The organism is Streptomyces sp. NBC_01803, assembly GCF_035917415.1.
Classification (GTDB): domain Bacteria; phylum Actinomycetota; class Actinomycetes; order Streptomycetales; family Streptomycetaceae; genus Streptomyces.
The window spans coordinates 1,651,579-1,672,834 of record NZ_CP109073.1 but is presented as its reverse complement, the minus strand read 5'-3'; the positions used below and the strand labels follow the sequence as shown (position 1 = coordinate 1,672,834).

The window sequence follows — 21,256 nt, the reverse complement described above, 5'->3', positions numbered from 1 at the left end:
GAAAAATCCGTCACCCGTTCGGGGTGGCACGCCAGGACACGCGGGCGTGTCCACGGAAGGGTCATGCCGCCCGTCGGCTGTCGCCCGGCCCTGTTCCGGTCCCGTACACTTCTGGTGGCGATCCGGGGTCCCGGATCGACCTCGCATGCCCCGCCACCTCGGCGCCCCGGCTCCTGCCTCGGCGCCCCGGTGGCCGCGCACCTCGGTCCACGGAGCGGTCTGCCGCGCAGGCGCTTCCCGGTACAGCGCGCAGGGGCGTCAGGAGCGTCGGCCACCCGGCCGGCGCTGACAACCGAGCGTCAGCAAGGAGAACGGCCATGGCCGTCGTCACGATGCGGGAGCTGCTGGAGAGCGGCGTCCACTTCGGGCATCAGACCCGTCGTTGGAACCCGAAGATGAAGCGCTTCATCTTCACCGAGCGCAACGGCATCTACATCATCGACCTGCTCCAGTCGCTGTCGTACATCGACCGCGCCTACGAGTTCGTCAAGGAGACGGTCGCGCACGGCGGCACCGTCATGTTCGTCGGCACCAAGAAGCAGGCCCAGCAGGCGATCGCCGAGCAGGCGGCCCGGGTCGGCATGCCCTACGTCAACCAGCGCTGGCTGGGCGGCATGCTCACCAACTTCTCGACCGTGCACAAGCGGCTGCAGCGCCTCAAGGAGCTGGAGCAGATCGACTTCGAGGATGTCGCCGCCTCCGGCCTCACCAAGAAGGAGCTGCTCGTCCTCTCCCGCGAGAAGGCGAAGCTGGAGAAGACGCTGGGCGGTATCCGCGACATGCAGAAGGTGCCGAGCGCCGTCTGGATCGTGGACACCAAGAAGGAGCACATCGCCGTCGGCGAGGCCCGCAAGCTCAACATCCCGGTCGTCGCGATCCTCGACACGAACTGCGACCCGGACGAGGTGGACTACAAGATCCCGGGCAACGACGACGCGATCCGTTCGGTCACCCTGCTCACCCGTGTGATCGCCGACGGCGTCGCCGAGGGCCTCATCGCCCGGTCCGGTGCCCCCGAGGCGAAGGACGGCGAGAAGCCGGCCGGCGAGCCGCTGCCCGAGTGGGAGCGCGAGCTCCTGGTGGGCGCGGAAGCCAAGGCCGAGGAGCAGTCGGCCGAGCAGCCGGCCGAGGAGCAGGCCGCTCCCGCCGCCGATGTCGCGGAAGCCCCCGCCGAGCAGGGCTGACGCGGACGACAGGCCCGGCCGGGCCGACGGCGGGTGCGCGGGGCCGATGGCCCGGCGCTCCCGCCGTCCCCGGCGAAGGGCCAAGCGATCCGAACGACTCCCGGGAAGAGAATCACGTAACCATGGCGAACTTCACCGCCGCCGACGTCAAGAAGCTCCGTGAGCTTTCCGGCGCCGGCATGATGGACTGCAAGAAGGCCCTGGACGAGGCCGACGGCGACGTCACGCAGGCCCTCGAAGTCCTGCGTGTCAAGGGTCAGAAGGGCGTGGCCAAGCGCGAGAGCCGCACCGCCGAGAACGGCGCGGTCGTCTCCGTCATCGCCCCGGACCACGGCTCCGGCGTCCTGGTCGAGCTCAAGTGCGAGACCGACTTCGTCGCCAAGGGCGAGAAGTTCCAGGCCGTCGCCGACGCCATCGCGGAGCACGTCTTCGCGACCGCGCCCGCCGACCTGGCGACGCTGCTCGCCTCGGAGATCGAGAGCGGCAAGACGGTCAAGGAGTTCGTCGACGAGGCCAACGCGACGCTGGGCGAGAAGATCGTTCTCGACCGGTACGCGCGCTTCGCCGGCGGCTATGTCGCGACCTACCTGCACCGCACCAGCCCGGACCTCCCGCCGCAGGTGGGCGTCCTGGTCGAGCTGGAGCAGGAGAACGCCGAGGTGGCCAAGGACGTGGCGCAGCACATCGCCGCGTTCTCCCCGCGCTTCCTCACCCGTGACGAGGTGCCCTCCGACGTGGTCGAGAGCGAGCGCCGCATCGCGGAAGCCACCGCGCGCGAGGAGGGCAAGCCCGAGGCCGCCCTGCCGAAGATCGTGGAGGGCCGGGTGAACGGTTTCTTCAAGGAGAGCGTCCTCCTCGACCAGCCCTTCGCCAAGGACAACAAGAAGACCGTGCTGAAGGTCCTCACCGAGGCCGGCGTCACGCTGAAGGGCTTCGCCCGCTTCCGCGTCGGCGCCTGATCCCGGCGGAACGGACGTCACCCGGCTATTGTCGGGCGGAAGGCCGTCCGGCCGCGGGTGGAAACCCGGCCCTACGACCGCAGTCGTGACGAGGAGGCCATTGCCCAGCAGGGGAACCGTATGGATCCACTGGCAGTGGCCTCCTTGGTGTGTGCACGAGGAGAGCTCCATGAACCAGGACGACAAACCCCGGCGTTTCCTCCTGAAGCTGTCGGGAGAAGCCTTCGCGGGCGGCGGAGGGCTCGGCGTGGACCCCGATGTCGTGCACAAGATGGCCCGGGAGATCGCCGCGGTCGTGCGGGGCGGCGCGCAGATCGCCGTCGTGATCGGCGGCGGCAACTTCTTCCGGGGCGCCGAGCTCCAGCAGCGCGGCATGGACCGGGCCCGCTCGGACTACATGGGCATGCTCGGCACCGTGATGAACTGCCTGGCGCTCCAGGACTTCCTGGAGAAGGAGGGCATCGACTCCCGGGTGCAGACCGCCATCACCATGGGCCAGGTCGCCGAGCCCTACATCCCGCTGCGGGCCGTGCGGCACCTGGAGAAGGGCCGTGTCGTCATCTTCGGCGCGGGCATGGGCATGCCCTACTTCTCCACGGACACCACCGCCGCCCAGCGCGCGCTGGAAATCCACGCCGAGGCGCTGCTCATGGGGAAGAACGGGGTCGACGGGGTATATGACTCGGACCCGGCGAAGAACGCCGACGCCGTGAAGTTCGACGCGCTGGACTACGGCGAGGTCATCACCCGGGATCTGAAGGTCGCCGATTCCACCGCCATCACGCTCTGTCGTGACAACAAACTGCCGATTCTGGTCTTCGAACTGCTCGCGGAGGGCAATATCGCCCGTGCGGTAAAGGGTGAGAAGATCGGCACACTCGTCAACAGCCAGGGCCGGCGGGCCTGATGCGGTCCGTCACGTCATACACGTCAACACATCGAACCAGGAGCACGTGGTGATCGAAGAAGCCCTCCTCGAAGCCGAGGAGAAGATGGAGAAGGCGGTCGGAGTCGCCAAGGACGACCTCGCCGCGATCCGTACCGGCCGTGCGCACCCTGCGATGTTCAACAAGATCGTGGCCGAGTACTACGGCACCATGACTCCGATCAATCAGCTCGCCTCGTTCTCGGTCCCCGAGGCGCGCATGGCTGTCGTGACCCCGTTCGACAAGAGCTCGCTGCGCAACATCGAGCAGGCGATCCGCGATTCCGACCTGGGCGTCAACCCGACGAACGACGGTCACCTGATCCGCGTCGTCTTCCCGGAGCTGACGGAGGAGCGGCGGCGCGAGTTCATCAAGGTCGCCCGGACCAAGGGCGAGGACGCGAAGATCTCGATCCGTGGCGTGCGTCGCAAGGCCAAGGAGATCATCGACAAGGCCATCAAGGACGGCGAGGTCGGCGAGGACGAGGGCCGGCGCGGCGAGAAGGAGCTCGACGACACCACGGCGAAGTACGTCACCCAGGTGGACGAGCTGCTCAAGCACAAGGAGAGCGAGCTGCTCGCGGTCTGAGGCCACCGCCGAGGACGCGGGTGCCACCGGCACCACACCCACCGCAGCCACCGCAGACGCCAAGGACCGCTGAAGGACGCTGTCACCTGTGAACGATTCATCCTGGGGGCCGCCCCCGGCCGCCGGGTTCTTCGAGCCGCCCGAGCCTGCCCGCGCCGTACCGGCGGGTCCCCTGCGCGATTCCGGGGAGGCGGCGCAGACTCGCCCTATGTCGATCGTGCCCGAGCCAGGCGGCGGTGTGCCGGAGCAGCGGCCGGACGGCGGCGGGGCGGAGCGGCCCAAGAAGCGGGCGGGCCGGGACCTGCCCGCCGCGATCGGGGTCGGCCTCGCCCTCGGAGCCGTGGTCCTCGCCTCGTTGTTCGTCTACAAGCCGGTCTTCGTCGGCGTGATAGCGGTGGCCGTGGTCGTGGGACTGTGGGAGCTGTCCTCGCGGCTGGCCGAACGCAAGGGGATCAGGGTGCCGCTGCCGCCGCTGGCGGTCGGCGGCGCCGCCATGGTGGTGAGCGGCTATCTGCGCGGTGCCGAGGGCGCCTGGGTGGCGGCGGCGCTGACCGCGCTGGCCGTGCTGGTGTGGCGCATGGCCCGCCCGCCGGAGAACTATCTGCGCGACGTCACGGCCGGTGTGTTCGCCGCCTTCTACGTCCCGTTCCTCGCCACGTTCGTGGCCCTGATGCTGGCCGCGGACGACGGCGTCTGGCGGGTGGCGACGTTCCTCCTGCTCACCGTCGTCAGCGACACCGGCGCCTATGCCGTCGGCTGGCGGCTGGGCCGGCGCAAGCTCGCCCCGCGCATCAGCCCGGGCAAGACCCGCGAAGGGCTCGCCGGTGCCGTCCTGTTCGCGATGGTCGCCGGGGCGCTGTCCGTCCACTTCCTGATCGACGATGGCGTCTGGTGGCAGGGACTCGTGATCGGCTTCGGGGCGGCGATCAGCGCTACCCTGGGCGACTTGGCCGAGTCCATGATCAAACGCGACCTCGGCATCAAGGACATGGGCACGCTGCTGCCCGGCCACGGCGGCATCATGGACCGGCTGGACTCGCTGCTGCCGACGGCCCCGGTGGTCTGGCTGCTGTTCCTGGCCTTCGTCGGAGTGGGCTGACCGGCCGACCGGGCTGACCGGCCGAGTGCGCCGAGCGGGGGCCGGGCCGCCCCGCCGATCTGCGACACTTGGAGCATCATGCCTGTACCAGGAGAGCTCACGTTCGTCGCGCCGCGCCGGGCCGCGAAGCCCCCGCGGCACCTCGCCGATCTCACCCCCGAGGAACGCCGCGAGGCGGTCGCCGCGCTGGGCGAGAAGCCGTTCCGCGCCCGCCAGCTGTCGCGGCACTACTTCGGGCGGTTCGCCGACGACCCGGCCGCCTGGACGGACATCCCGGCGGCGGCCAGGGAGCGGCTGGCCAGTGAGCTGCTGCCGCGGCTGATGACCGTGGTGCGGCATGTGAGCTGTGACGACGGCGCGACCCGCAAGACGCTGTGGCGGCTGCACGACGGGACGCTCGTGGAGTCGGTCCTGATGCGGTATCCGGACCGGGTCACCATGTGCGTCTCCTCACAGGCCGGCTGCGGGATGAACTGCCCGTTCTGCGCCACCGGCCAGGCGGGCCTTGATCGGAACCTGTCGACGGCCGAGATCGCGCACCAGATCGTGGACGGCATGCGCGCCCTGCGCGACGGCGAGGTGCCGGGCGGCCCGGCGCGGCTGTCCAACATCGTCTTCATGGGCATGGGCGAGCCGCTGGCCAACTACCGGCGCGTCACGGGCGCCATCCGCCGACTCACCGACCCCGACCCGGACGGCGTCGGCCTCTCGCAGCGCGGCATCACCGTCTCCACCGTGGGCCTGGTCCCGGCGATGCGGCGGCTGGCCGACGAGGGCTTCTCGTGCCGTCTCGCGGTCTCGCTGCACGCGCCGGACGACGAGCTGCGGGACACGCTGGTGCCCGTCAACACCCGGTGGAAGGTGCGTGAGGTGCTGGACGCGGCCTGGGAGTACGCCGAGAGGTCCGGGCGCCGGATCTCGATCGAGTACGCCCTGATCCGGGACGTCAACGACCAGGCGTGGCGCGCCGATCTGCTGGGTCGGCTGCTCAGGGGCCGGGGCGCGCACGTCAATCTGATCCCGCTCAACCCGACCCCGGGCTCCCAGTGGACCGCGTCACGGCCGGAGGACGAGCGGGCGTTCGTCGCCGGGCTCCAGGCACATGGCGTGCCGGTTACCGTCCGGGACACCAGGGGCCAGGAGATCGACGGCGCCTGCGGCCAGCTGGCGGCGGCCGAACGCTAGCCACGCTGCTGCTATCGTTTGAGCACACAATAATCACACAGTCCGACAGGGGAGCGCTCGCAGCGCTGAGAGTGCGGCACCGGCCGCAGACCCTCGAACCTCGCCCGGGTCATGCTGGGTAGGAAGTTCGGATCGCTCTCGTCCGTGCTGCCCGCGCGCCCCGCGAAGGAAGCGCCAGATGAGACGCACCGCCACGATCGCCCTGGGCATAGGTCTGCTCGTCACCACCGCCACCGCCTGCGGCGACGGTGGTGACGACCCGTCGGGCGGCGGCTCCGACGGGGGCGGGGACGAGGTCACGCTCGTCACGCACGACTCCTTCCTGGTCTCCGACGAGGTGCTCGCGGCGTTCACCGAGGAGACCGGCTACACCGTCCGGGTGCTGCGCGGCGGGGACGCCGGGATCGTGGTCAACCAGGCGGTGCTCTCCAAGGACAACCCGCAGGGCGACGTCCTCTTCGGAGTGGACAACACGCTGCTCTCCCGCGCCCTGGACGCCGGAATCTTCACGCCCTACGAGGCGGCGGGCCTGGAACGGGTGCCCGACGGGGTGCGGCTGGACGGTGACGAGCACCGTGTCACCCCCGTCGACACCGGCGACATCTGCGTCAACTACGACCGCGCCTGGTTCGCGGAGAACGGCCTGACCCCGCCCGAGACCTTCGAGGACCTGGCCGACCCGGCCTACGAGGACCTGCTGGTCGTGGAGAACGCGGCCACCTCCTCGCCCGGCCTCGGCTTCCTCCTCGCCACGGTCGCCGCCTACGGCGAGGACGGCTGGCAGGACTACTGGGAGCGACTCGCGGACAACGGCGTCGAGGTGGTCGACGGCTGGGAGCAGGCGTACAACGAACGCTTCTCCGGCGCCGGGAACGGCGACCGGCCGCTGGTCGTCTCCTACGCCTCCAGCCCGCCCGCCGGGGTCCTCTACGGCGGCGACGACCGGCCCGAGGAGGCGCCCACCGGTGTCTCCACCGGCACCTGCTTCCGGCAGATCGAGTTCGCCGGGCTGCTCGCGGGCGCCGGCAACCCCGAGGGCGGCCGGGCCCTGATCGACTTCCTGATCAGCCGCACGTTCCAGGAGGACATGCCGCTCCAGATGTTCGTCAACCCGGTGCTCCCCGACGCCGAGTTGCCCGATCTCTTCACCCAGTACGGGGAGCGGATCGACGAGCCGCTGACGCTCGCGCCGGAGACCATCGCGGCCAACCGGGAGCAGTGGGTCGACGAGTGGACCTCCCTGGTCGTCAGGTGACGCGCGCGGGCTGGTGGCGGCTCGCGCTCCTCGCGCCGCCGGTGGCGTTCCTCGGCGTCTTCTTCGCCTATCCGGTGGCCGCGATCACCGGGCGCGGGCTGCGCGTGGACGGCGCCTGGGCGTGGGGGCGGGCCGGCGAGGTGCTGACCGACCCCGACACCCTGCACGTGCTGTGGTTCACCGGCTGGCAGGCCGCCGCCTCCACCGCGTTGACGCTGGCCCTGGCACTCCCGGGCGCCTATGTCTTCGCGCGGCTGGTCTTTCCCGGCAAACGGCTGCTGCACGCCGTCGTCACCGTGCCGTTCGTGCTGCCGACCGTCGTGACCGGGGCGGCGTTCCTCGCCCTGCTCGGCCGCGGCGGACTGCTGGACGAGCTGTGGGGGGTGCGGCTGGACACCACCGTGTGGGCGATCCTGCTGGCGCACGCCTTCTTCAACTACGCCATCGTCGTGCGGACCGTCGGCGGTCTGTGGGCGCAGCTCGACCCGCGCCAGGAGGAGGCCGCCCGGGTGCTGGGCGCCGGCCGGTTCGCCGCCTGGCGGCGGGTGACGCTGCCCGCGCTCGTCCCCTCGGTCGCCGCCGCCGCGCTGATGGTCTTCCTGTTCACCTTCACCTCCTTCGGGGTCGTGCAGATCCTCGGCGGACCCCGGTACGCCACGCTGGAGGTGGAGATCTACCGGCAGACCGCGCAGCTCCTCGACCTGCCGACCGCGGCCGTGCTCACCCTCCTCCAGTTCGCCGCCGTCGTCCTGCTGCTGGGCGCGCACGGCCGGATCACGCGCCGCCGGGAGAGCGCCCTGGCGCTCGTGGACCCGCAGCGCGCCGCCCGCCGGCCGCGCGGCGCGGCCCAGTGGGGGCTGCTGGGCGGGACCCTGGCGGTGATCGCGCTGCTGCTCCTGCTGCCGCTCGCGGTCCTGGTCGAACGCTCCCTGTCCGGCCCGGACGGCTACGGACTCGCCCACTACCGGGCGCTCGCCTCCACCGAGGGCGGCACGTTCCTGGTCGCTCCCTGGGAGGCCGTGGGCAACTCGCTGCGCTACGCCGCCGTCGCCACCGCCATCGCGCTGCTGATCGGCGGGCTCGCGGCGGCGGCGTTGACCCGGCGGGCCGGACGGTTCACGCGCGGCTTCGACGCGCTGCTGATGCTGCCGCTGGGCACCTCGGCCGTCACGGTCGGCTTCGGCTTCCTGATCGCCCTGGACGAGCCGCCGTTCGATCTGCGGTCCTCCTGGATCCTGGTCCCGCTCGCCCAGGCGCTGGTCGGGGTGCCGTTCGTGGTGCGGGTGATGCTGCCGGTGCTGCGCGCCGTGGACGACCGGCTGCGGCAGGCGGCGGCCGTGCTCGGCGCCTCTCCGCCGCGCGCCTGGCGGGAGGTCGACCTGCCGCTGATGCGACGGGCCGCGCTGGTGGCGGCCGGCTTCGCGTTCGCGGTCTCGCTCGGGGAGTTCGGCGCCACCGTGTTCATCGCCCGGGCCGACGCCCCCACGCTGCCGGTCGCCGTGGCCCGGCTGCTGGGCCGGGCCGGCGAGCTGAACTACGGGCAGGCGATGGCCCTGAGCACCATCCTGATGCTGCTGTGCGCGCTGACCCTGCTGGCGCTGGAGAGTCTGCGGCCGGCGCGCGCGACGGAGCTGGTGTGAGCATGCCGACGACACCGCCCCTGCTCGAAGCCGACGGCCTGACCGTGCGCTACCCGGGCCGTACCGCCCTGGACGCGGTGGACCTGCGGGTCGCGGAGCACGAGACGGTCTGCGTGCTCGGCCCCAGCGGCAGCGGCAAGTCCACGCTGCTGCGGGCGGTCGCGGGCCTCACGGATGTCGCCGCGGGCACGGTCCGGCTGGCGGGCCGGGACCAGGCCGGGGTGCCCACGCACCGCCGCGGCCTCGGGCTCATGTTCCAGGACCAGCAGCTCTTCCCGCAGCGGGATGTCGGCGGCAATGTCGCGTTCGGCCTGCGGATGCACCGCGTCCCCCGGGTCGAGGCCGGGCGGCGGGTGGCCGAGCTGCTCGACCTGGTGGGGCTGCCGGGCGCCCAGCGCCGCGCCGTGGACGCGCTCTCCGGCGGGGAGCGGCAGCGGGTCGCGCTCGCCCGCGCGCTGGCGCCCCGGCCCCGGCTGCTGATGCTGGACGAGCCGATGGGCCAGCTCGACCGCGATCTGCGGGAGCGGCTGGTCATCGAGCTGCGGCAGCTCTTCCGCCGCCTGGGCACCACCGTCCTGGCCGTCACCCACGACCAGGGGGAGGCGTTCGCGCTGGCCGACCGGGTGGTGGTGATGCGCGAGGGGCGCGTCGCGCAGAGCGGCAGCCCGGTCGAGGTGTGGCTGCGGCCGGCCGACTCGTTCGTCGCCCGGTTCCTCGGTTTCCGCAACCTGGTCGAGGCCACGGTCGGCGCGGACGGGACCGCCGTGACGCCGTGGGGGCCGGTGCCGGTGCCCGGCGGCACGGCGCCGGGGCGCCGCCGGCTCCTGATCCGGCCGTCCGGCGTCCGGCTCACCGCGCCGGACGCGGACCCGCCCGAGGGACCGCGCGCCACGGTCCGGGCGCGCACGTTCCGCGGCGACCACGTGCTGCTGTACCTCGACCCCGAGCGCGGCCCCGGGCTGGAGGCGGCGTGTCCGCTGCGCGACGCCCCGGCGGAGGGCGCGGCGGTCGGCGTCGGCTTCGACCGCGCGGATGTGGTCGTGCTGCCGGAGCGGGTCCACCTTTCCTGAAAGGGTGAAAGTCTTCATCTATGCGGGCTGACCCGGGCGAAGTAAATTGTCCGGGCCGTACCTCAACTGCCCTCAGGGGGAGGCCCGCATGAGACGGATCCCGCGCATCCCGCTCACCTGTCTCAGCCTGCTGACCGGCACCCTCCCCACCGCTGCCACCGCGGCCGGCGACGGCCGGCCGGAGCAGTGGCGGAGTACCGGGTCGACGCCTTCGACCCCGGCGTCTACCCCCTCAGCGGGTCACCGCCCTCATCGACGACGCCCTCGCCGTCCACGCCAACGCGCTCATCGTGCAGACCGCCCGCCGCTACGACTGCTTCTGCACTCGCGCGCTGAACCCGCGCACCGACGCGGCCATCGCCCCCGCGCCGTGCGACCCGCTGGACGAGGTGATCGAGCGGGCGCACGCCGCCGGGCTGGAGGTCCACGCCTGGGTCAACGTCAACCCATGGGGAACAGCGCCACTCCGACCCGCTCCGCCGACCACGTCTTCAACCGGCACGGCCCGGCCGCCCGGGGGGACCGACCGCTGGCTGACCAAGACGGAGCGGCCGGCGCTCCCGTGACCGCGGTCAGGGGGTGGGCGGGAGGGATCGCCGGGGCACGGTTCCCCGGCTTCGTCACCCTCTCTTGAGCCTGTCCCGACCGCCCTCGATCGCGGCCCGACCCTGGTACCGCCTCCCCGGCCAGGGCCGGGCCGCCACCACGGCCACGGCCGTCTGAGCTTGGTCCACGTTTTGGTGAGGACGCCGCGCGGAATCTGTTCGATCTCGTCGAAGAGGGCTGGTCGGCGATGAGGGGCGGGGCGAGCTGGACGACGGGGTCGCCGCGGTCGTCGGCGCGGCAGTAGAGGCCGTCGTCGTACGGGCTCCGGAGAGGAAGCCGTGCAGGACGCGCTCGGACTCCTCGTCGGTGAACGTCTCTTTGGTGGTCTTGTCCTTGACCAGCTCGATCCCGCAGAAGGAGCCGTCGCCGCGCACGTCCCCGACGATCGGCAGGTCGCCGAGCTTGTGGAGGGTGGCGCGGAAGGCGTGCTCGTTGTCCGGGACGCGGCCGGTGAGGTTCTCGCGTTCGAAGATGATCGACGGCATGCCCGAGCCCGTGCGCAGGGCCTGGGAGCGCGGCCTCACCACGGGCCGCGCCGCCCTGACCTGGCGCTGTCCGCTGCGTGCCACCGCGCCGTCCGCAGCCGGTGGCGCCGCCTTGGCCGCCTGCGGCATCCCCGGCACCGACGACGGGGGCGGTGACGCGGCGACGGAGGCCGCCGAGGACCGCTCGGCCGGCGAGAAGGAGCTCGCCCTCAGCAACTGGCCGCTCTCCATCGACGTCGACGAGGCGCCGCCCAGCGCGGCACGCCGGTGCAGGTCAACGTGATCGGCAGCGCCATGTTCGCGCTGGCCGTCGGCGTCGTGCTGGCCGGCCGGCTGTTCGGCGCGGGCCGCCGGAGCACCCGGTGACCCGGCCCGCTCCGCCCCCGCCGCCGGCCGGCTAGGAGCCGGCCGGCAGGGCGATCAGGTAGGCGGCCAGCCAAGTCATGGGGGCCAGCACCGAGACCAGGACCGTGGCCCGCAGCACGGCCGCGCCGCGCAGCACGGCCCGCGGGGCGCCCAGCCGCGCCAGCGCCGCGGTCGCCGTCCGCCGCGCCGCCCGCCCCTCGTCGGCCACGGTCGCCACCGTGCCGAGCACGCAGACCAGCACCACGACGGCGCCCAGGGCGCCCAGTGGGCCGAACTCGCTCAGCCCGTCCAGCTCCCGCGCCGCCAGCAGCGCGGCCGACGCGGCGACCAGCGCGCCCAGCGGCCGGCCGATCCGGCGCGATTCCTCCTGGAGCGCCCGCCCGGCCAGCAGCCGCAGCACGCCCGGCCTGCCGCCGGACAGCAGCCGCCCGCACAGGTGGACCAGGCCCGGCGCGGCCAGCACGATCCCGGTCGCGATCAGCAGCCAGCCGCCGACCACGCCCGCCGACACGTTGCCCAGCGCACCGGGCAGCGGCAGCCAGCCGTCGGGCGCCTCGGTGACGACCGCGGCCTCGTCGCCCGCGTAGGCGCTCAGCGCGATGCCCCCGGTGATCAGGGCGGTGCCCCAGGGCAGCCCGGGTGGCGTGGGCACCGGCGGGTCGTGGCGCGGCGGATCAGTCGGGTCGGCCGGTGGCCGGGCGGGCTCCGGCCGGGGACGTTCGGCCGCGGGCCGGGGCCACATGACGAGCGCGCTCCCGGCCGCCGCCCCGGTGGGGGCGACGGCCAGCAGGGTGAGCGCGGCGCCCAGCGGCAGCGAACGGCCGGCCGCGAGCGTCCCGGCCGCGGCGCCGCCGAACGGCAGCCCGGACAGGTCGCCGCGCAGATGCAGGAAGGCCAGCAGGGCCAGCCCGCTGCCCACCGTCCCGGCCACGGCCGCCGACATCGCGGCGAGCACCGGCAGCCGTGCCGGGCCCATGCCCGCCACATCGAGGCCGGAGGCGGGCCGCGCGGTCGGGTCGGCCCGCGCCACCGCGACGGCGAGCTGCACGGTGGCGGCCAGCGGCACGGCGCACCAGGCCAGGCGCAGTGCCGCTGAGCGCCCCTGCCCGGGGTGGTCGACGGCGTAGGCCAGGGCGCTCAGCAGCAGGAACCCGACGCCGGCCGCCGCGCCGACGAGCAGCACCCGGCGGCTCAGGGCGACCGGGTCCGCGCCGCGGGCTAGGCGGAGAGCGAGCATGTGGCTGTGCTGGCGGCGCCGGACGCGCGGCCGTCGACGATGGTCACCGTGCGGTCGGCCAGGGTGGCGACCTCGGGGTCGTGCGTCGCGAGGACCACGGTGATGCTGTGCGAGCGGCCCGCCGTGGTGAGGGTGCGCAGCACCTGCGCCCGGTCCGCCTGGTGCAGGGGCGCGGTCGGCTCGTCCGCGAACAGCACGTCGGGCTGGTGGACCAGCGCCCGCGCGATCGCGATCCGCTGCCGCTGGGCCTGGAGCAGCGCGGCGGGCCGCTTGCGGGCGCAGTCCCCGACGTCGAGCCGGTCCAGCCATTCCATCGCGGTCCGTCTCGCCTTGCGGTGGCCGGCGCCGGCCAGCAGCAGCGGCAGCGCGGCGTTCTCCCAGGCGGTCAGCTCGGGCAGGAGCTGCGGGCTGTCGCCCACCCAGCCGAAGCGGTCGCGGCGCAGCCGCTCGCGCGAGGTGGGGGTGAGGGTGTGGACCGGCATGCTGTTGAACCAGACCTCGCCCTTGTCGGGCACGTGCTGGCCGGACAGGCAGCCGAGCAGCGTGGTCTTGCCGCAGCCGCGCGGCCCGGTGACGGCGAGGATCTCGCCCTGGCGGACGCCGAGGGAGATTCCCAGCAGCGCGGGCGAGCCATTGTGGGCGTAGTGCACACCGCGCGCCCAGAGGACGTCGTTGTCGGGTGGGGCCATGTCTCCGGCACCTCCGCTCGTAGCGGTCTTAGCTCCCCCGACCGGGTGAACGAGCGGCCGGGGAATCGGTCACGGACTCCTCCGCACGCTGACACAGGCACGCGGGCCGCCGGACGCCGACTCGGCGGGGCGGTCCGCAGAATCCTCCGAACGGTGTACCAGGGGGTGCGGCGGAAGGAAGATTTCTCTTGCCGAGGCCATGTGAAGGCTGTTTCTCCGGTCAGCGCCCGCGTGGCGCGGAAGAATCTGCTGACTGTGGCAGTGTTGTATGACCGGGGTGGGGCATAGGCTATAGGCCCTGACAGTCGTCGGGCCGGGAAGGCAGGAGGGTGCCGTGACCAGCGAGCCGCGCCGTTTGCGCAACTACATCGACGGGGCGTTCCGGGACGCCGCGGACGGGCGGACCACCGATGTGGTGGATCCGACGACCGGGCTGGCGTACGCCACGGCGCCGCTGTCCGGCGCGGCCGACGTGGACGCCGCCATGGCCGCCGCGGCGGCGGCCTTCCCCGCCTGGCGCGACACCACGCCGGCCGTCCGGCAGCTGGCGCTGCTGAGGATCGCGGACGCCTTCGAGAGGCACGCGGACGAGCTGCTGGCCGTCGAGTGCGAGAACACCGGCAAGCCCCTGGAGCTGACCCGGCAGGAGGAGCTGCCGCCGATGCTGGACCAGATCCGCTTCTTCGCCGGCGCCGCGCGGATGCTGGAGGGCAAGTCGGCGGGGGAGTACATGGAGGGGATGACCTCGTTCGTCCGGCGGGAGCCGATCGGCGTCTGCGCGCAGGTCACCCCGTGGAACTACCCGGTGATGATGGCCGTGTGGAAGTTCGCCCCGGCGCTGGCCGCGGGCAACACGGTGGTGCTCAAGCCATCCGACACCACGCCCGCCTCGGCCGTCCTCGTCGCCGGGCTGCTGGGCGAGATCCTGCCGCCCGGGGTCTTCAACGTCGTCTGCGGCGACCGGGACACCGGTCGGCTGATGGTGGAGCACACCACCCCCGCCATGGCCTCGATCACCGGCTCGGTGCGGGCTGGCACGGAGGTGGCGGCGAGCGCCGCGAAGGACCTCAAGCGGGTCCATCTGGAGCTGGGCGGCAAGGCGCCCTGTGTGGTGTTCGAGGACGCCGACATCCCGGCGGCCGTCGAGGGCATCCGCGACGCGGGCTTCTTCAACGCCGGCCAGGACTGCACGGCGGCCACCCGCGTGCTGGTCCACGAGTCGGTGCACGACGACTTCGTGACCGCGCTCACCAAGGCGGCGGCCGAGGTGAGGACCGGTGACGTCACCGATCCGGACTGCTTCTACGGCCCGCTGAACAACCCGGTGCACCTGGCCAAGGTCGCCGCCTTCATCGACCGGCTCCCGGCCCACGCCACGGTCGCCACCGGCGGCCACCGGGTGGGCGACCAGGGGTACTTCTACGCCCCGACCGTGGTCACCGGCTGCCGCCAGGACGACGAGATCATCCAGGGCGAGGTCTTCGGACCGGTGATCACCGTCCAGAAGTTCACGGACGAGGCGCAGGCGGTGACGTACGCCAACGATGTGGAGTACGGCCTGGCGTCGTCGGTGTGGACGAAGGATCACGCGCGGGCGATGCGGATGTCGCGGGCTTTGGAGTTCGGCTGCGTGTGGATCAACACCCACATCCCGCTGGTCGCCGAGATGCCGCACGGCGGCTTCAAGAAGTCCGGCTACGGCAAGGACCTCTCGGCGTACGGGCTGGAGGACTACACGCGGATCAAGCACGTGATGACCGCGCTGTGAGCCATGCCCCCGGCCGGCGCCGCCGATTCGTCACCCGGTCGGCGGGGCCGCCCGAGAGGGTGGCTCAGGCTTCCGTCGTGGTCAGGAGCGCGCGGAGGGCCGAGACCCGGTTCGTGGTGATCGCCGTGACGCCCAGAGCCAGCAGCCGTCGCATCGTGCGGCGGCTGTCCGCCGTCCACGCGGCGATGTGGTAGCCGTCGGCCCGGGCGCGCTCGACCGTGTCGCGGGTGATGAGGCCGAAGCGGTAGTTGAGCCACCGGGGACGCACCTCGGCCAGCAGCGAGTCGCGGGGGCGGGCGGCGCGTTTCCACGTCAGGGCGATCTCCGCCGCCGCGTCGGCCGCCCGGACCGCGCGCAGCGCGGCGGCGTCCCCGCAGTAGTAGACGCGCCCCTCCGCGTCGGCCGCCCGGACCACGGGGAGCGTGGCGAGCGCCGTGGCCGAGCCGCGCTCCGGCAGGTCGATCAGCGTCCGGACCGGGGCCGTCACCGCCAGCGCCTCGGCCAGCGTCGGGACGCCGCCGCCCGTCAGCTCGGCGATCCGCCGGGCCGTCAGCCCGGCCACCGGCAGGTCGTGGCCCCACAGCCGCTTGAGCGTGGCGTCATGCACCACCACCGGCACGCCGTCGGCCGAGAGCCGGACGTCCAGCTCGATCGCGTCGGCCCCGGCCGCGATCGCGGACCGGAACGAGGCGAGGGTGTTCTCCCGGGCCCGGTACGGGTCGCCGCGGTGGGCGACCGCGATCACCCCGGCCACGCGGCGAGGTGGGCGTCGATCTCGGCGGCCAGCCGGGCCTTGGCCGGGGCCGCCATGAACGAGACCTCGACGGCGTTCTTCGCCAGCGCCGCGACTCCGGCCGCGTCCAGGCCGAGCAGGCGCGCGGCGACGGCGTACTCGGTGTTGAGGTCGGTGCTGAACATGGGCGGGTCGTCGCTGTTGATCGTCACCAGTACCCCGGCCTCGACCATCCGCCGTATCGGGTGCTCCTCCAGCGAGGGCACCGCGCCGGTGGCGACGTTGGAGGTGGGGCAGACCTCCAGCGGGATCCGGTGCTCGGCCAGGTACGCCAGCAGCTCCGGGTCCCGCACCGCGCTGGTGCCGTGCCCGATCCGCTCGGCGCGCAGCTCGGTCAGGGCGTCCCAGATCGTCCGCGGTCCCGTCGTCTCGCCGGCGTGCGGCACGCTGTGCAGCCCGGCCGCGATGGCCCGGTCGAACCAGGGCTTGAACTGCGGGCGGGGCCAGCCGATCTCGGGGCCGCCGAGCCCGAACGAGACCAGCCCCTCCGGCCGCAGGTCGCAGGCGAGCCGCGCGGTCTCCTCGGCCGCCGGGAGGCCCAGTTCGCCCGGGATGTCGAAGCACCAGCGCAGCACGACGCCCAAGTCCCGCTCCGCGCCGATCCGGGCGTCCTCGATGGCCTCCATGAAGGCGACGTCGGGGATGCCGCGCTGCACCGAGGAGTGCGGAGTGACGGTCAGCTCGGCGTAGCGAATGTTCTGACGGGCCATGTCCCGGGCGACCTCGTAGGTCAGCAGCCGTACGTCCTCGGCGTCCTGGATGAGCCCGACGACCGAGATGTAGACCTCGATGAAGTGGGCGAAATCCCGGAAGGTGAAGAACTCGGTCAGTGCCTCCGGGTCCTTGGGCACGGGGGAGTCGGGGTGCCGGGCGGCCAGCTCCGCGACGATGCGGGGCGAGGCGGATCCCACGTGGTGGACGTGCAGTTCGGCCTTGGGCAGGCCGGCGATGAAGGCGGTCAGGTCGGACAACGGGCCCTCCGGTGTCGGTGGCGTGCCCGATCATCGTAGGCGGGGGTCTCCGGCGGTGCTGCGGCCCGTAGGGTATGGCGGAGAGTGGGGAGGTCCTGTGGCCGCTGACCAGCCGTTCAACCCGTTCCGCCCGCCGGAGGAGAGCGCTCCGGCCCTCGCGCCCCAGCCGTTTCCGGGGCCCGGGCCCGGGTCAACGGTGCCGCCGCAGCCGTACGGACATCCCGCGTACCCCCACGCGCACCCGTCCCCGTGGCCGGCTCCCTCCCCGGCGCCGCCCCGCGACGGGCCGGGCACCTCGGCGCTGGTCCTCGGGGTCATCGCCGCCACGCTCTGCTGGACCTTCGTGCTGAGCGTCGTCACGCTGATCATCGGCGCCCTCGCGGTGATCTTCGGTGTCATCGGCGTCCGTCGGGCCCGCCGGGGCGCGGCCACCAACCGCGCGGTGGCGCTGGGCGGTCTGTGGACCGGGGTGGGCGCGACCGTCATCTCCGCGGTGCTCACGGTGCTGTTCTTCGTCTGGGTCCTCAGACCGGTCCCCGTCGTGTCGGCCGCCGGGGCGGACTACCTGGCCGGGGCCGGGGACGAGGTGGTCTTCGACGACGGTCTGGTGGTGGTGGCCGAGGAGCCGTGGGAGAACGCCGACGGCGGCTGGTCGGTGCGGATGCGCTTCGCCAACGAGGGCGACGAGGATGTCGAGCTGAACGGCTCCCGCCTGACCGCCGCCTACGACGGCGAGGCGGTCCCGGGGAACGGCGTGGTGCGGGAGCGGCCGGCCTCCGGCGCCCTGCGGCCGGGGGAGACGGCGATGGTCGGCTACCGGATCGAGTGGCCGGGCGAGCGCGTCGACGTCCTCGGCATCGACTTCGTGCCCGGTGACGACTACGAGACGGCGTACTGGGAGCTGGACCTGCCCGGCGGCCAGGCTTCCGGTGACGACGGGAGCGGGGAGGACGGCGGGGGCTCGGACGGCCTCGACGTGTGATGCTCCGTCATGTGTGGACAGCCGGGCGAAGTGGCGTAAGAATGCGCGGAGTCCGTCCTCCTACCTCGTGACCCGTCCGGTCCGGTCGTCGGGCCGGGGGTGCGAGGAGGACGCGGGATGAGTGGCAGTGGCCGGACGAGAACGGCGATGGAGTGGCTGGCGTCGGCGGCGCCGGACCCGGAGGCATGCCGGTGGGAGTGGGAGCGGCACCCGATGGGCGTGGCGCTCCTGCCGGCCGGGCGGTTATGGGACGTGCTGATCCTCGTCGGGGAGCTGGGGCATCCCACCTTCGACGTGCTGTCCCGGGTGATCGACCGGCCGGGGCCGGTGCTGGTGGACCACGGGAGCGCGCGCGTCGGCTTCTTCGTGCCGCCGGGCACGGCCGGGCGCTGGCTCGGGACCGGGGTGCGGGCGGCGGGGCGCGGAAGCTGGATCGTGGTGCCGCACCCGTCGCGCACTGTTTACGGGGTGGGCTGGCTGGTCCCGCCGGACGGCTCGGGAGTGCTCACCGACCCGGCCGTGCTGGAGATGTCCATGCACGAGGCCGCCGCCGTCATCGCGCGGTCGGACGACGGCTGAACGGAACGCGGCGCGGGCGGGCGCGCGACTGCCCCGGAGCAGTGGGGGAGAGCTCCGGGGCAGTCATCGGTCGCCGGCCGGACGGCCGCTCGCCCCGGGGGGTGTAGGGCGGGCGGATCCGGTCCGTTCAGGAGTACGGGAGTCTGGCTGCTCTCGCTTCCGCGTCGACCGTACGGCAGAACCGGGCGGCCCGGCGCGGCCCACCGCGGATCCGCATCACACCCCCGCACCTTCTCCATGGCTCACAGGCCCGTCAGGGCGGCCTCCAGGATGTCCAGCCCCTCCGTGAGCAGCTCCTCGCCGATGACCAGCGGCGGCAGGAAGCGCAGCACGTTGCCGTAGGTGCCGGTCGTCAGCACGATCAGGCCCGCGCGGTGGCAGGCGGCGGCGACGGACGCCGTGGACGCCGCGTCCGGCTCCTTGGTGCCGGGCCTCACCAGCTCGATCGCGAGCATCGCGCCGCGCCCGCGCACGTCGCCGATCAGCGGGTGCTTCTCGGCCAGCGCCAGCAGCCGGGGCTTCATGACCTCCTCGATGCGGCGGGCCCGCGCGGGCAGGTCGAGCTCGCGCATCGTCTCGATCGCGCCCAGGGCGGCGGCGCAGGCCACCGGGTTGCCGCCGTAGGTGCCGCCGAGACCGCCCGCGTGCGCGGCGTCCATGATCTCGGCGCGCCCGGTCACGGCGGCGAGCGGCAGGCCGCCGGCGATGCCCTTCGCGGTGGTGATCAGGTCGGGGACGATCCCCTCGTCCTCACACGCGAACCACTGGCCGGTGCGGCAGAAGCCGGTCTGGATCTCGTCGGCGACGAAGACGATGCCGTGCTCCCGGGCGAACTCGGCCAGGCGCGGCAGGAAGCCGCGCGCGGGCACGATGAACCCGCCCTCGCCCAGCAGTGGTTCGATCACGATCGCCGCCGTGTTCGCCGTGCCGATCTCCTTGGTGATCCGGTCGACGACCATGGCGGCGGCCTCCTCCGCGCAGGCGTCGGGGCCCGTCAGCCAGCGGAACGGATAGGCCATCGGGACCCGGTGGACCTCGGGGGCGAAGGGGCCGAAGCCGTGCTTGTAGGGCATGTTCTTCGCGGTCAGCGCCATGGTGAGGTTGGTCCGGCCGTGGTAGCCGTGCTCGAAGACCACCACCGCCTGCCGCTTGGTGTGGTAACGGGCGATCTTCACCGCGTTCTCGACGGCCTCGGCGCCGGAGTTGACCAGGATCGACTTCTTCGGATGGTCGCCGGGGGTGAGGCGGGCCAGTTCCTCACAGACCTCGACGTAGCCCTCGTAGGGCGTGACCATCGCGCAGGTGTGTGTGAAGAGCGCGAGCTGCTCGGTGGCCCGGCGGACCACGGCCTCGGCGCTGTTGCCCACGCTGGTGACGGCGATGCCGGAGCCGAAGTCGATGAGCGCGTTGCCGTCGACGTCCTCGACGATCCCGCCCCCGGCCCGCCGCGCGAAGACGGGCATCACCGACCCGACCCCGGAGGCGACGGTGGCCAGCTTGCGCGCCATCAGCTCCCGCGACGCCGGGCCGGGGATCCCGGTGACGAGCCGGCGTTCCTGGGGGAGGGTCGGGCCTCCGGAGCGTTCGGTCGTGGTGCTCATGAGGGCACTCCTCGTCGCGAAGGGGCTGATACGGTCACTCACCCGGCAGGCTAGGGCCGCGCCGCGCGGCCTGGCACGCGCCGCCACGGAGTGGTTCGCGCCCGTTTTTGTCCATGCTGGAGTGCGCGGCGCACGCTCTGGCGCCAGGCCGGGGGCTGGCGCCGGCCCTGGCCGCCGCACGCGGCGCCGACCGCCCGCACTCCCTTGGCAGCGCCCTTGTGACTCGCTGGGCGTGGCCACGACGATGCGGAGTGTGAAGAGCCAGCGAACCATTCGCGGGGCCCGTCGTGGCCCGTCGCTCGCCATGGCCTTTGGCCTGGCCGTCGTTCTCGCCCTCACCGCCCACGGGCCGGCGGGCGCGGACACCCCCCACACGTTCACCGCTGAGCAGCTCGCCGTGGCGAGCGAGGTCGTCCTCGCCGCCGATATCGGCGGCACCGCCTGGGCCGTCGACGAGACGGCCAACACCGTGCTCGTCCAGGCCGACTCCACGGTCACCGACGCCGAGCTCGACCGGATGGAACGGGAGGCGGGCACGCTCGCCGACGCCATCCGGGTCGAGCGCGTGCCCGGCACCCTCACCCCGTTGATCGCCGGCGGCGAGGGCATCCGCGCCTCGGCCGGCTGGAGCTGCTCGGTGGGCTTCAACGTCCTCTACGGCACCGCGCGCTACTTCGTGACTGCGGGCCACTGCACCGAGGGATATCCGACCTGGTCCGTCGAGACCACCGGGTCCTCCCTCGGCCCGACCGCCGACTCGTCCTTCCCGGGGAACGACTGGGGCGTCGTCTACTACGACAACCAGGGCTTCCCCGGCCCCGGCGACGTCTATCTGTGGAACGGCACCTTCCGCCGGATCACCGGGGCGGCCGACGCCTCCATCGGACTTCCGGTGGAACGCAGCGGCCGGACCACGGGCCTGCGAGGCGGCACGGTGACCGGGCTGAACTGGACGGTCGACTACGGCGGCGGCGACATCGTCTCCGGCCTGATCCAGACCAACGTCTGCGCCGAGCCCGGCGACAGCGGCGGTCCGCTCTTCTCCGGCAACACGGCCATCGGACTCACCTCGGGCGGCAGCGGCAACTGCTCCACGGGCGGGACCACGTACTACCAGCCGATCACGGAGGTGCTGAACTACTACGGCCTCACCCTCCCCTAGCGACCCGCCGGTCACGCGCCGGCGGCGGTCAGGCGGTCGGCCGGAGGCGGTCGGCCGCCCGCGCGTCCCCGGGCCGCGCGTCCCCGGTGGCCCGACCTGACGGCCTGCCGG

At 73.1% G+C, this 21,256-nt stretch carries 19 protein-coding genes and 3 pseudogenes; 16 read left to right on the top strand and 6 right to left on the bottom strand.

Annotation, left to right across the window (positions count from 1 at the left end):
* Nucleotides 1-317 precede the first annotated feature (317 nt).
* The 10 genes from rpsB (at nt 318) to OIE51_RS06930 (ending at nt 10,472) form a co-directional block, all read left to right on the top strand.
* Complete coding sequence (gene rpsB, locus OIE51_RS06975) at nt 318-1,184, top strand: 30S ribosomal protein S2 (protein ID WP_326596282.1); 867 nt, start codon at nt 318-320, stop codon at nt 1,182-1,184.
* 122 nt (nt 1,185-1,306) lie between these two features.
* Complete coding sequence (gene tsf, locus OIE51_RS06970; RefSeq protein WP_326596281.1) at nt 1,307-2,143, top strand: translation elongation factor Ts; 837 nt, start codon at nt 1,307-1,309, stop codon at nt 2,141-2,143.
* A gap of 169 nt (nt 2,144-2,312) precedes the next feature.
* The gene (gene pyrH / locus OIE51_RS06965) at nt 2,313-3,050 is read left to right on the top strand and encodes a UMP kinase (protein ID WP_326596280.1); all 738 of its coding nucleotides are present in this window, start codon (nt 2,313-2,315) and stop codon (nt 3,048-3,050) included.
* A 49-nt stretch (nt 3,051-3,099) separates the two neighbouring features.
* The gene (gene frr / locus OIE51_RS06960) at nt 3,100-3,657 is read left to right on the top strand and encodes a ribosome recycling factor (protein ID WP_326596278.1); all 558 of its coding nucleotides are present in this window, start codon (nt 3,100-3,102) and stop codon (nt 3,655-3,657) included.
* An 88-nt stretch (nt 3,658-3,745) separates the two neighbouring features.
* On the top strand, nt 3,746-4,756 hold the full coding sequence (locus OIE51_RS06955) for a phosphatidate cytidylyltransferase (RefSeq protein WP_326596276.1): 1,011 nt from the start codon (nt 3,746-3,748) through the stop codon (nt 4,754-4,756).
* 78 nt (nt 4,757-4,834) lie between these two features.
* Complete coding sequence (rlmN, locus tag OIE51_RS06950) at nt 4,835-5,941, top strand: 23S rRNA (adenine(2503)-C(2))-methyltransferase RlmN (RefSeq protein WP_326596275.1); 1,107 nt, start codon at nt 4,835-4,837, stop codon at nt 5,939-5,941.
* A 178-nt stretch (nt 5,942-6,119) separates the two neighbouring features.
* A complete protein-coding gene (locus OIE51_RS06945) occupies nt 6,120-7,196 on the top strand; it encodes a thiamine ABC transporter substrate-binding protein (protein ID WP_326596274.1) in 1,077 nt (358 codons plus the stop codon).
* Nucleotides 7,193-8,836 carry an ABC transporter permease gene (locus tag OIE51_RS06940; protein ID WP_326596273.1) on the top strand — a complete coding sequence of 548 codons (1,644 nt, stop codon included), beginning with the start codon at nt 7,193-7,195 and terminating at the stop codon, nt 8,834-8,836. Before OIE51_RS06945 ends, OIE51_RS06940 begins: the two co-directional genes overlap by 4 nt.
* A gap of 2 nt (nt 8,837-8,838) precedes the next feature.
* Nucleotides 8,839-9,906 (top strand): ABC transporter ATP-binding protein, encoded by a 1,068-nt coding sequence (locus OIE51_RS06935; RefSeq protein WP_326596272.1) that lies wholly within the window; start codon nt 8,839-8,841, stop codon nt 9,904-9,906.
* A 290-nt stretch (nt 9,907-10,196) separates the two neighbouring features.
* Complete coding sequence (locus OIE51_RS06930; RefSeq protein ID WP_326600821.1) at nt 10,197-10,472, top strand: hypothetical protein; 276 nt, start codon at nt 10,197-10,199, stop codon at nt 10,470-10,472.
* A gap of 155 nt (nt 10,473-10,627) precedes the next feature.
* Here OIE51_RS06930 and OIE51_RS06925 read toward each other — a convergent pair.
* Nucleotides 10,628-10,985: pseudogene (locus tag OIE51_RS06925) on the bottom strand (aminotransferase class III-fold pyridoxal phosphate-dependent enzyme); the annotation flags it as partial.
* A gap of 10 nt (nt 10,986-10,995) precedes the next feature.
* On the opposite strand from OIE51_RS06925, the gene OIE51_RS06920 reads away from it, so the two are divergent.
* Nucleotides 10,996-11,280: a hypothetical protein gene (locus OIE51_RS06920; protein ID WP_326596271.1), complete on the top strand. Its 285-nt coding sequence runs from the start codon at nt 10,996-10,998 to the stop codon at nt 11,278-11,280.
* Nucleotides 11,241-11,363, top strand: a pseudogene (locus tag OIE51_RS06915) (ABC transporter permease); the annotation flags it as partial. The gene OIE51_RS06920 and the pseudogene OIE51_RS06915, both read left to right, overlap by 40 nt.
* 31 nt (nt 11,364-11,394) lie before the next feature.
* Here OIE51_RS06915 and OIE51_RS06910 read toward each other — a convergent pair.
* Nucleotides 11,395-12,600, bottom strand: a complete 1,206-nt coding sequence (locus tag OIE51_RS06910) for a hypothetical protein (protein WP_326596270.1) — start codon at nt 12,598-12,600, stop codon at nt 11,395-11,397.
* Nucleotides 12,582-13,208: pseudogene (locus OIE51_RS06905) on the bottom strand (ABC transporter ATP-binding protein); the annotation flags it as partial. The gene OIE51_RS06910 and the pseudogene OIE51_RS06905, both read right to left, overlap by 19 nt.
* A 415-nt stretch (nt 13,209-13,623) precedes the next feature.
* On the opposite strand from OIE51_RS06905, the gene OIE51_RS06900 reads away from it, so the two are divergent.
* Nucleotides 13,624-15,057 carry a gamma-aminobutyraldehyde dehydrogenase gene (locus OIE51_RS06900; protein WP_326596268.1) on the top strand — a complete coding sequence of 478 codons (1,434 nt, stop codon included), beginning with the start codon at nt 13,624-13,626 and terminating at the stop codon, nt 15,055-15,057.
* 64 nt (nt 15,058-15,121) lie between these two features.
* On the opposite strand, the gene OIE51_RS06895 is transcribed toward OIE51_RS06900, so the two are convergent.
* Entirely contained in the window at nt 15,122-15,811 is a 690-nt protein-coding gene (locus tag OIE51_RS06895; RefSeq protein ID WP_326596267.1) for a glycerophosphodiester phosphodiesterase, read from the bottom strand.
* Complete coding sequence (locus OIE51_RS06890; RefSeq protein WP_326596266.1) at nt 15,799-16,821, bottom strand: adenosine deaminase; 1,023 nt, start codon at nt 16,819-16,821, stop codon at nt 15,799-15,801. Before OIE51_RS06890 ends, OIE51_RS06895 begins: the two co-directional genes overlap by 13 nt.
* 97 nt (nt 16,822-16,918) lie before the next feature.
* Here OIE51_RS06890 and OIE51_RS06885 point away from each other — a divergent pair, with 97 nt between their 5' ends.
* Nucleotides 16,919-17,803 carry a DUF4190 domain-containing protein gene (locus OIE51_RS06885; protein ID WP_326596265.1) on the top strand — a complete coding sequence of 295 codons (885 nt, stop codon included), beginning with the start codon at nt 16,919-16,921 and terminating at the stop codon, nt 17,801-17,803.
* Between the two features lie 117 nt (nt 17,804-17,920).
* Nucleotides 17,921-18,382 (top strand): hypothetical protein, encoded by a 462-nt coding sequence (locus OIE51_RS06880; protein ID WP_326596264.1) that lies wholly within the window; start codon nt 17,921-17,923, stop codon nt 18,380-18,382.
* A 242-nt stretch (nt 18,383-18,624) separates the two neighbouring features.
* Here OIE51_RS06880 and gabT read toward each other — a convergent pair whose 3' ends face one another.
* Nucleotides 18,625-19,983: a 4-aminobutyrate--2-oxoglutarate transaminase gene (gene gabT / locus OIE51_RS06875; protein ID WP_326596263.1), complete on the bottom strand. Its 1,359-nt coding sequence runs from the start codon at nt 19,981-19,983 to the stop codon at nt 18,625-18,627.
* A gap of 244 nt (nt 19,984-20,227) precedes the next feature.
* Here gabT and OIE51_RS06870 point away from each other — a divergent pair, with 244 nt between their 5' ends.
* On the top strand, nt 20,228-21,145 hold the full coding sequence (locus OIE51_RS06870) for a S1 family peptidase (protein WP_326596262.1): 918 nt from the start codon (nt 20,228-20,230) through the stop codon (nt 21,143-21,145).
* The last annotated feature ends 111 nt before the right edge of the window (nt 21,146-21,256 follow it).

What these genes read in the sequence shown, in the direction of transcription:
- rpsB (WP_326596282.1), top strand. Translation starts at nt 318, where the DNA reads ATGGCCGTCGTCACGATGCGGGAGCTGCTGGAGAGCGGCGTCCACTTC.
- tsf (WP_326596281.1), top strand. Translation starts at nt 1,307, where the DNA reads ATGGCGAACTTCACCGCCGCCGACGTCAAGAAGCTCCGTGAGCTTTCC.
- pyrH (WP_326596280.1), top strand. Translation starts at nt 2,313, where the DNA reads ATGAACCAGGACGACAAACCCCGGCGTTTCCTCCTGAAGCTGTCGGGA.
- rlmN (WP_326596275.1), top strand. Translation starts at nt 4,835, where the DNA reads ATGCCTGTACCAGGAGAGCTCACGTTCGTCGCGCCGCGCCGGGCCGCG.
- OIE51_RS06945 (WP_326596274.1), top strand. Translation starts at nt 6,120, where the DNA reads ATGAGACGCACCGCCACGATCGCCCTGGGCATAGGTCTGCTCGTCACC.
- OIE51_RS06935 (WP_326596272.1), top strand. Translation starts at nt 8,839, where the DNA reads ATGCCGACGACACCGCCCCTGCTCGAAGCCGACGGCCTGACCGTGCGC.
- OIE51_RS06920 (WP_326596271.1), top strand. Translation starts at nt 10,996, where the DNA reads ATGCCCGAGCCCGTGCGCAGGGCCTGGGAGCGCGGCCTCACCACGGGC.
- OIE51_RS06910 (WP_326596270.1), bottom strand. Translation starts at nt 12,600, where the DNA reads ATGCTCGCTCTCCGCCTAGCCCGCGGCGCGGACCCGGTCGCCCTGAGC.
- OIE51_RS06880 (WP_326596264.1), top strand. Translation starts at nt 17,921, where the DNA reads ATGAGTGGCAGTGGCCGGACGAGAACGGCGATGGAGTGGCTGGCGTCG.
- gabT (WP_326596263.1), bottom strand. Translation starts at nt 19,983, where the DNA reads ATGAGCACCACGACCGAACGCTCCGGAGGCCCGACCCTCCCCCAGGAA.
- OIE51_RS06870 (WP_326596262.1), top strand. Translation starts at nt 20,228, where the DNA reads ATGCGGAGTGTGAAGAGCCAGCGAACCATTCGCGGGGCCCGTCGTGGC.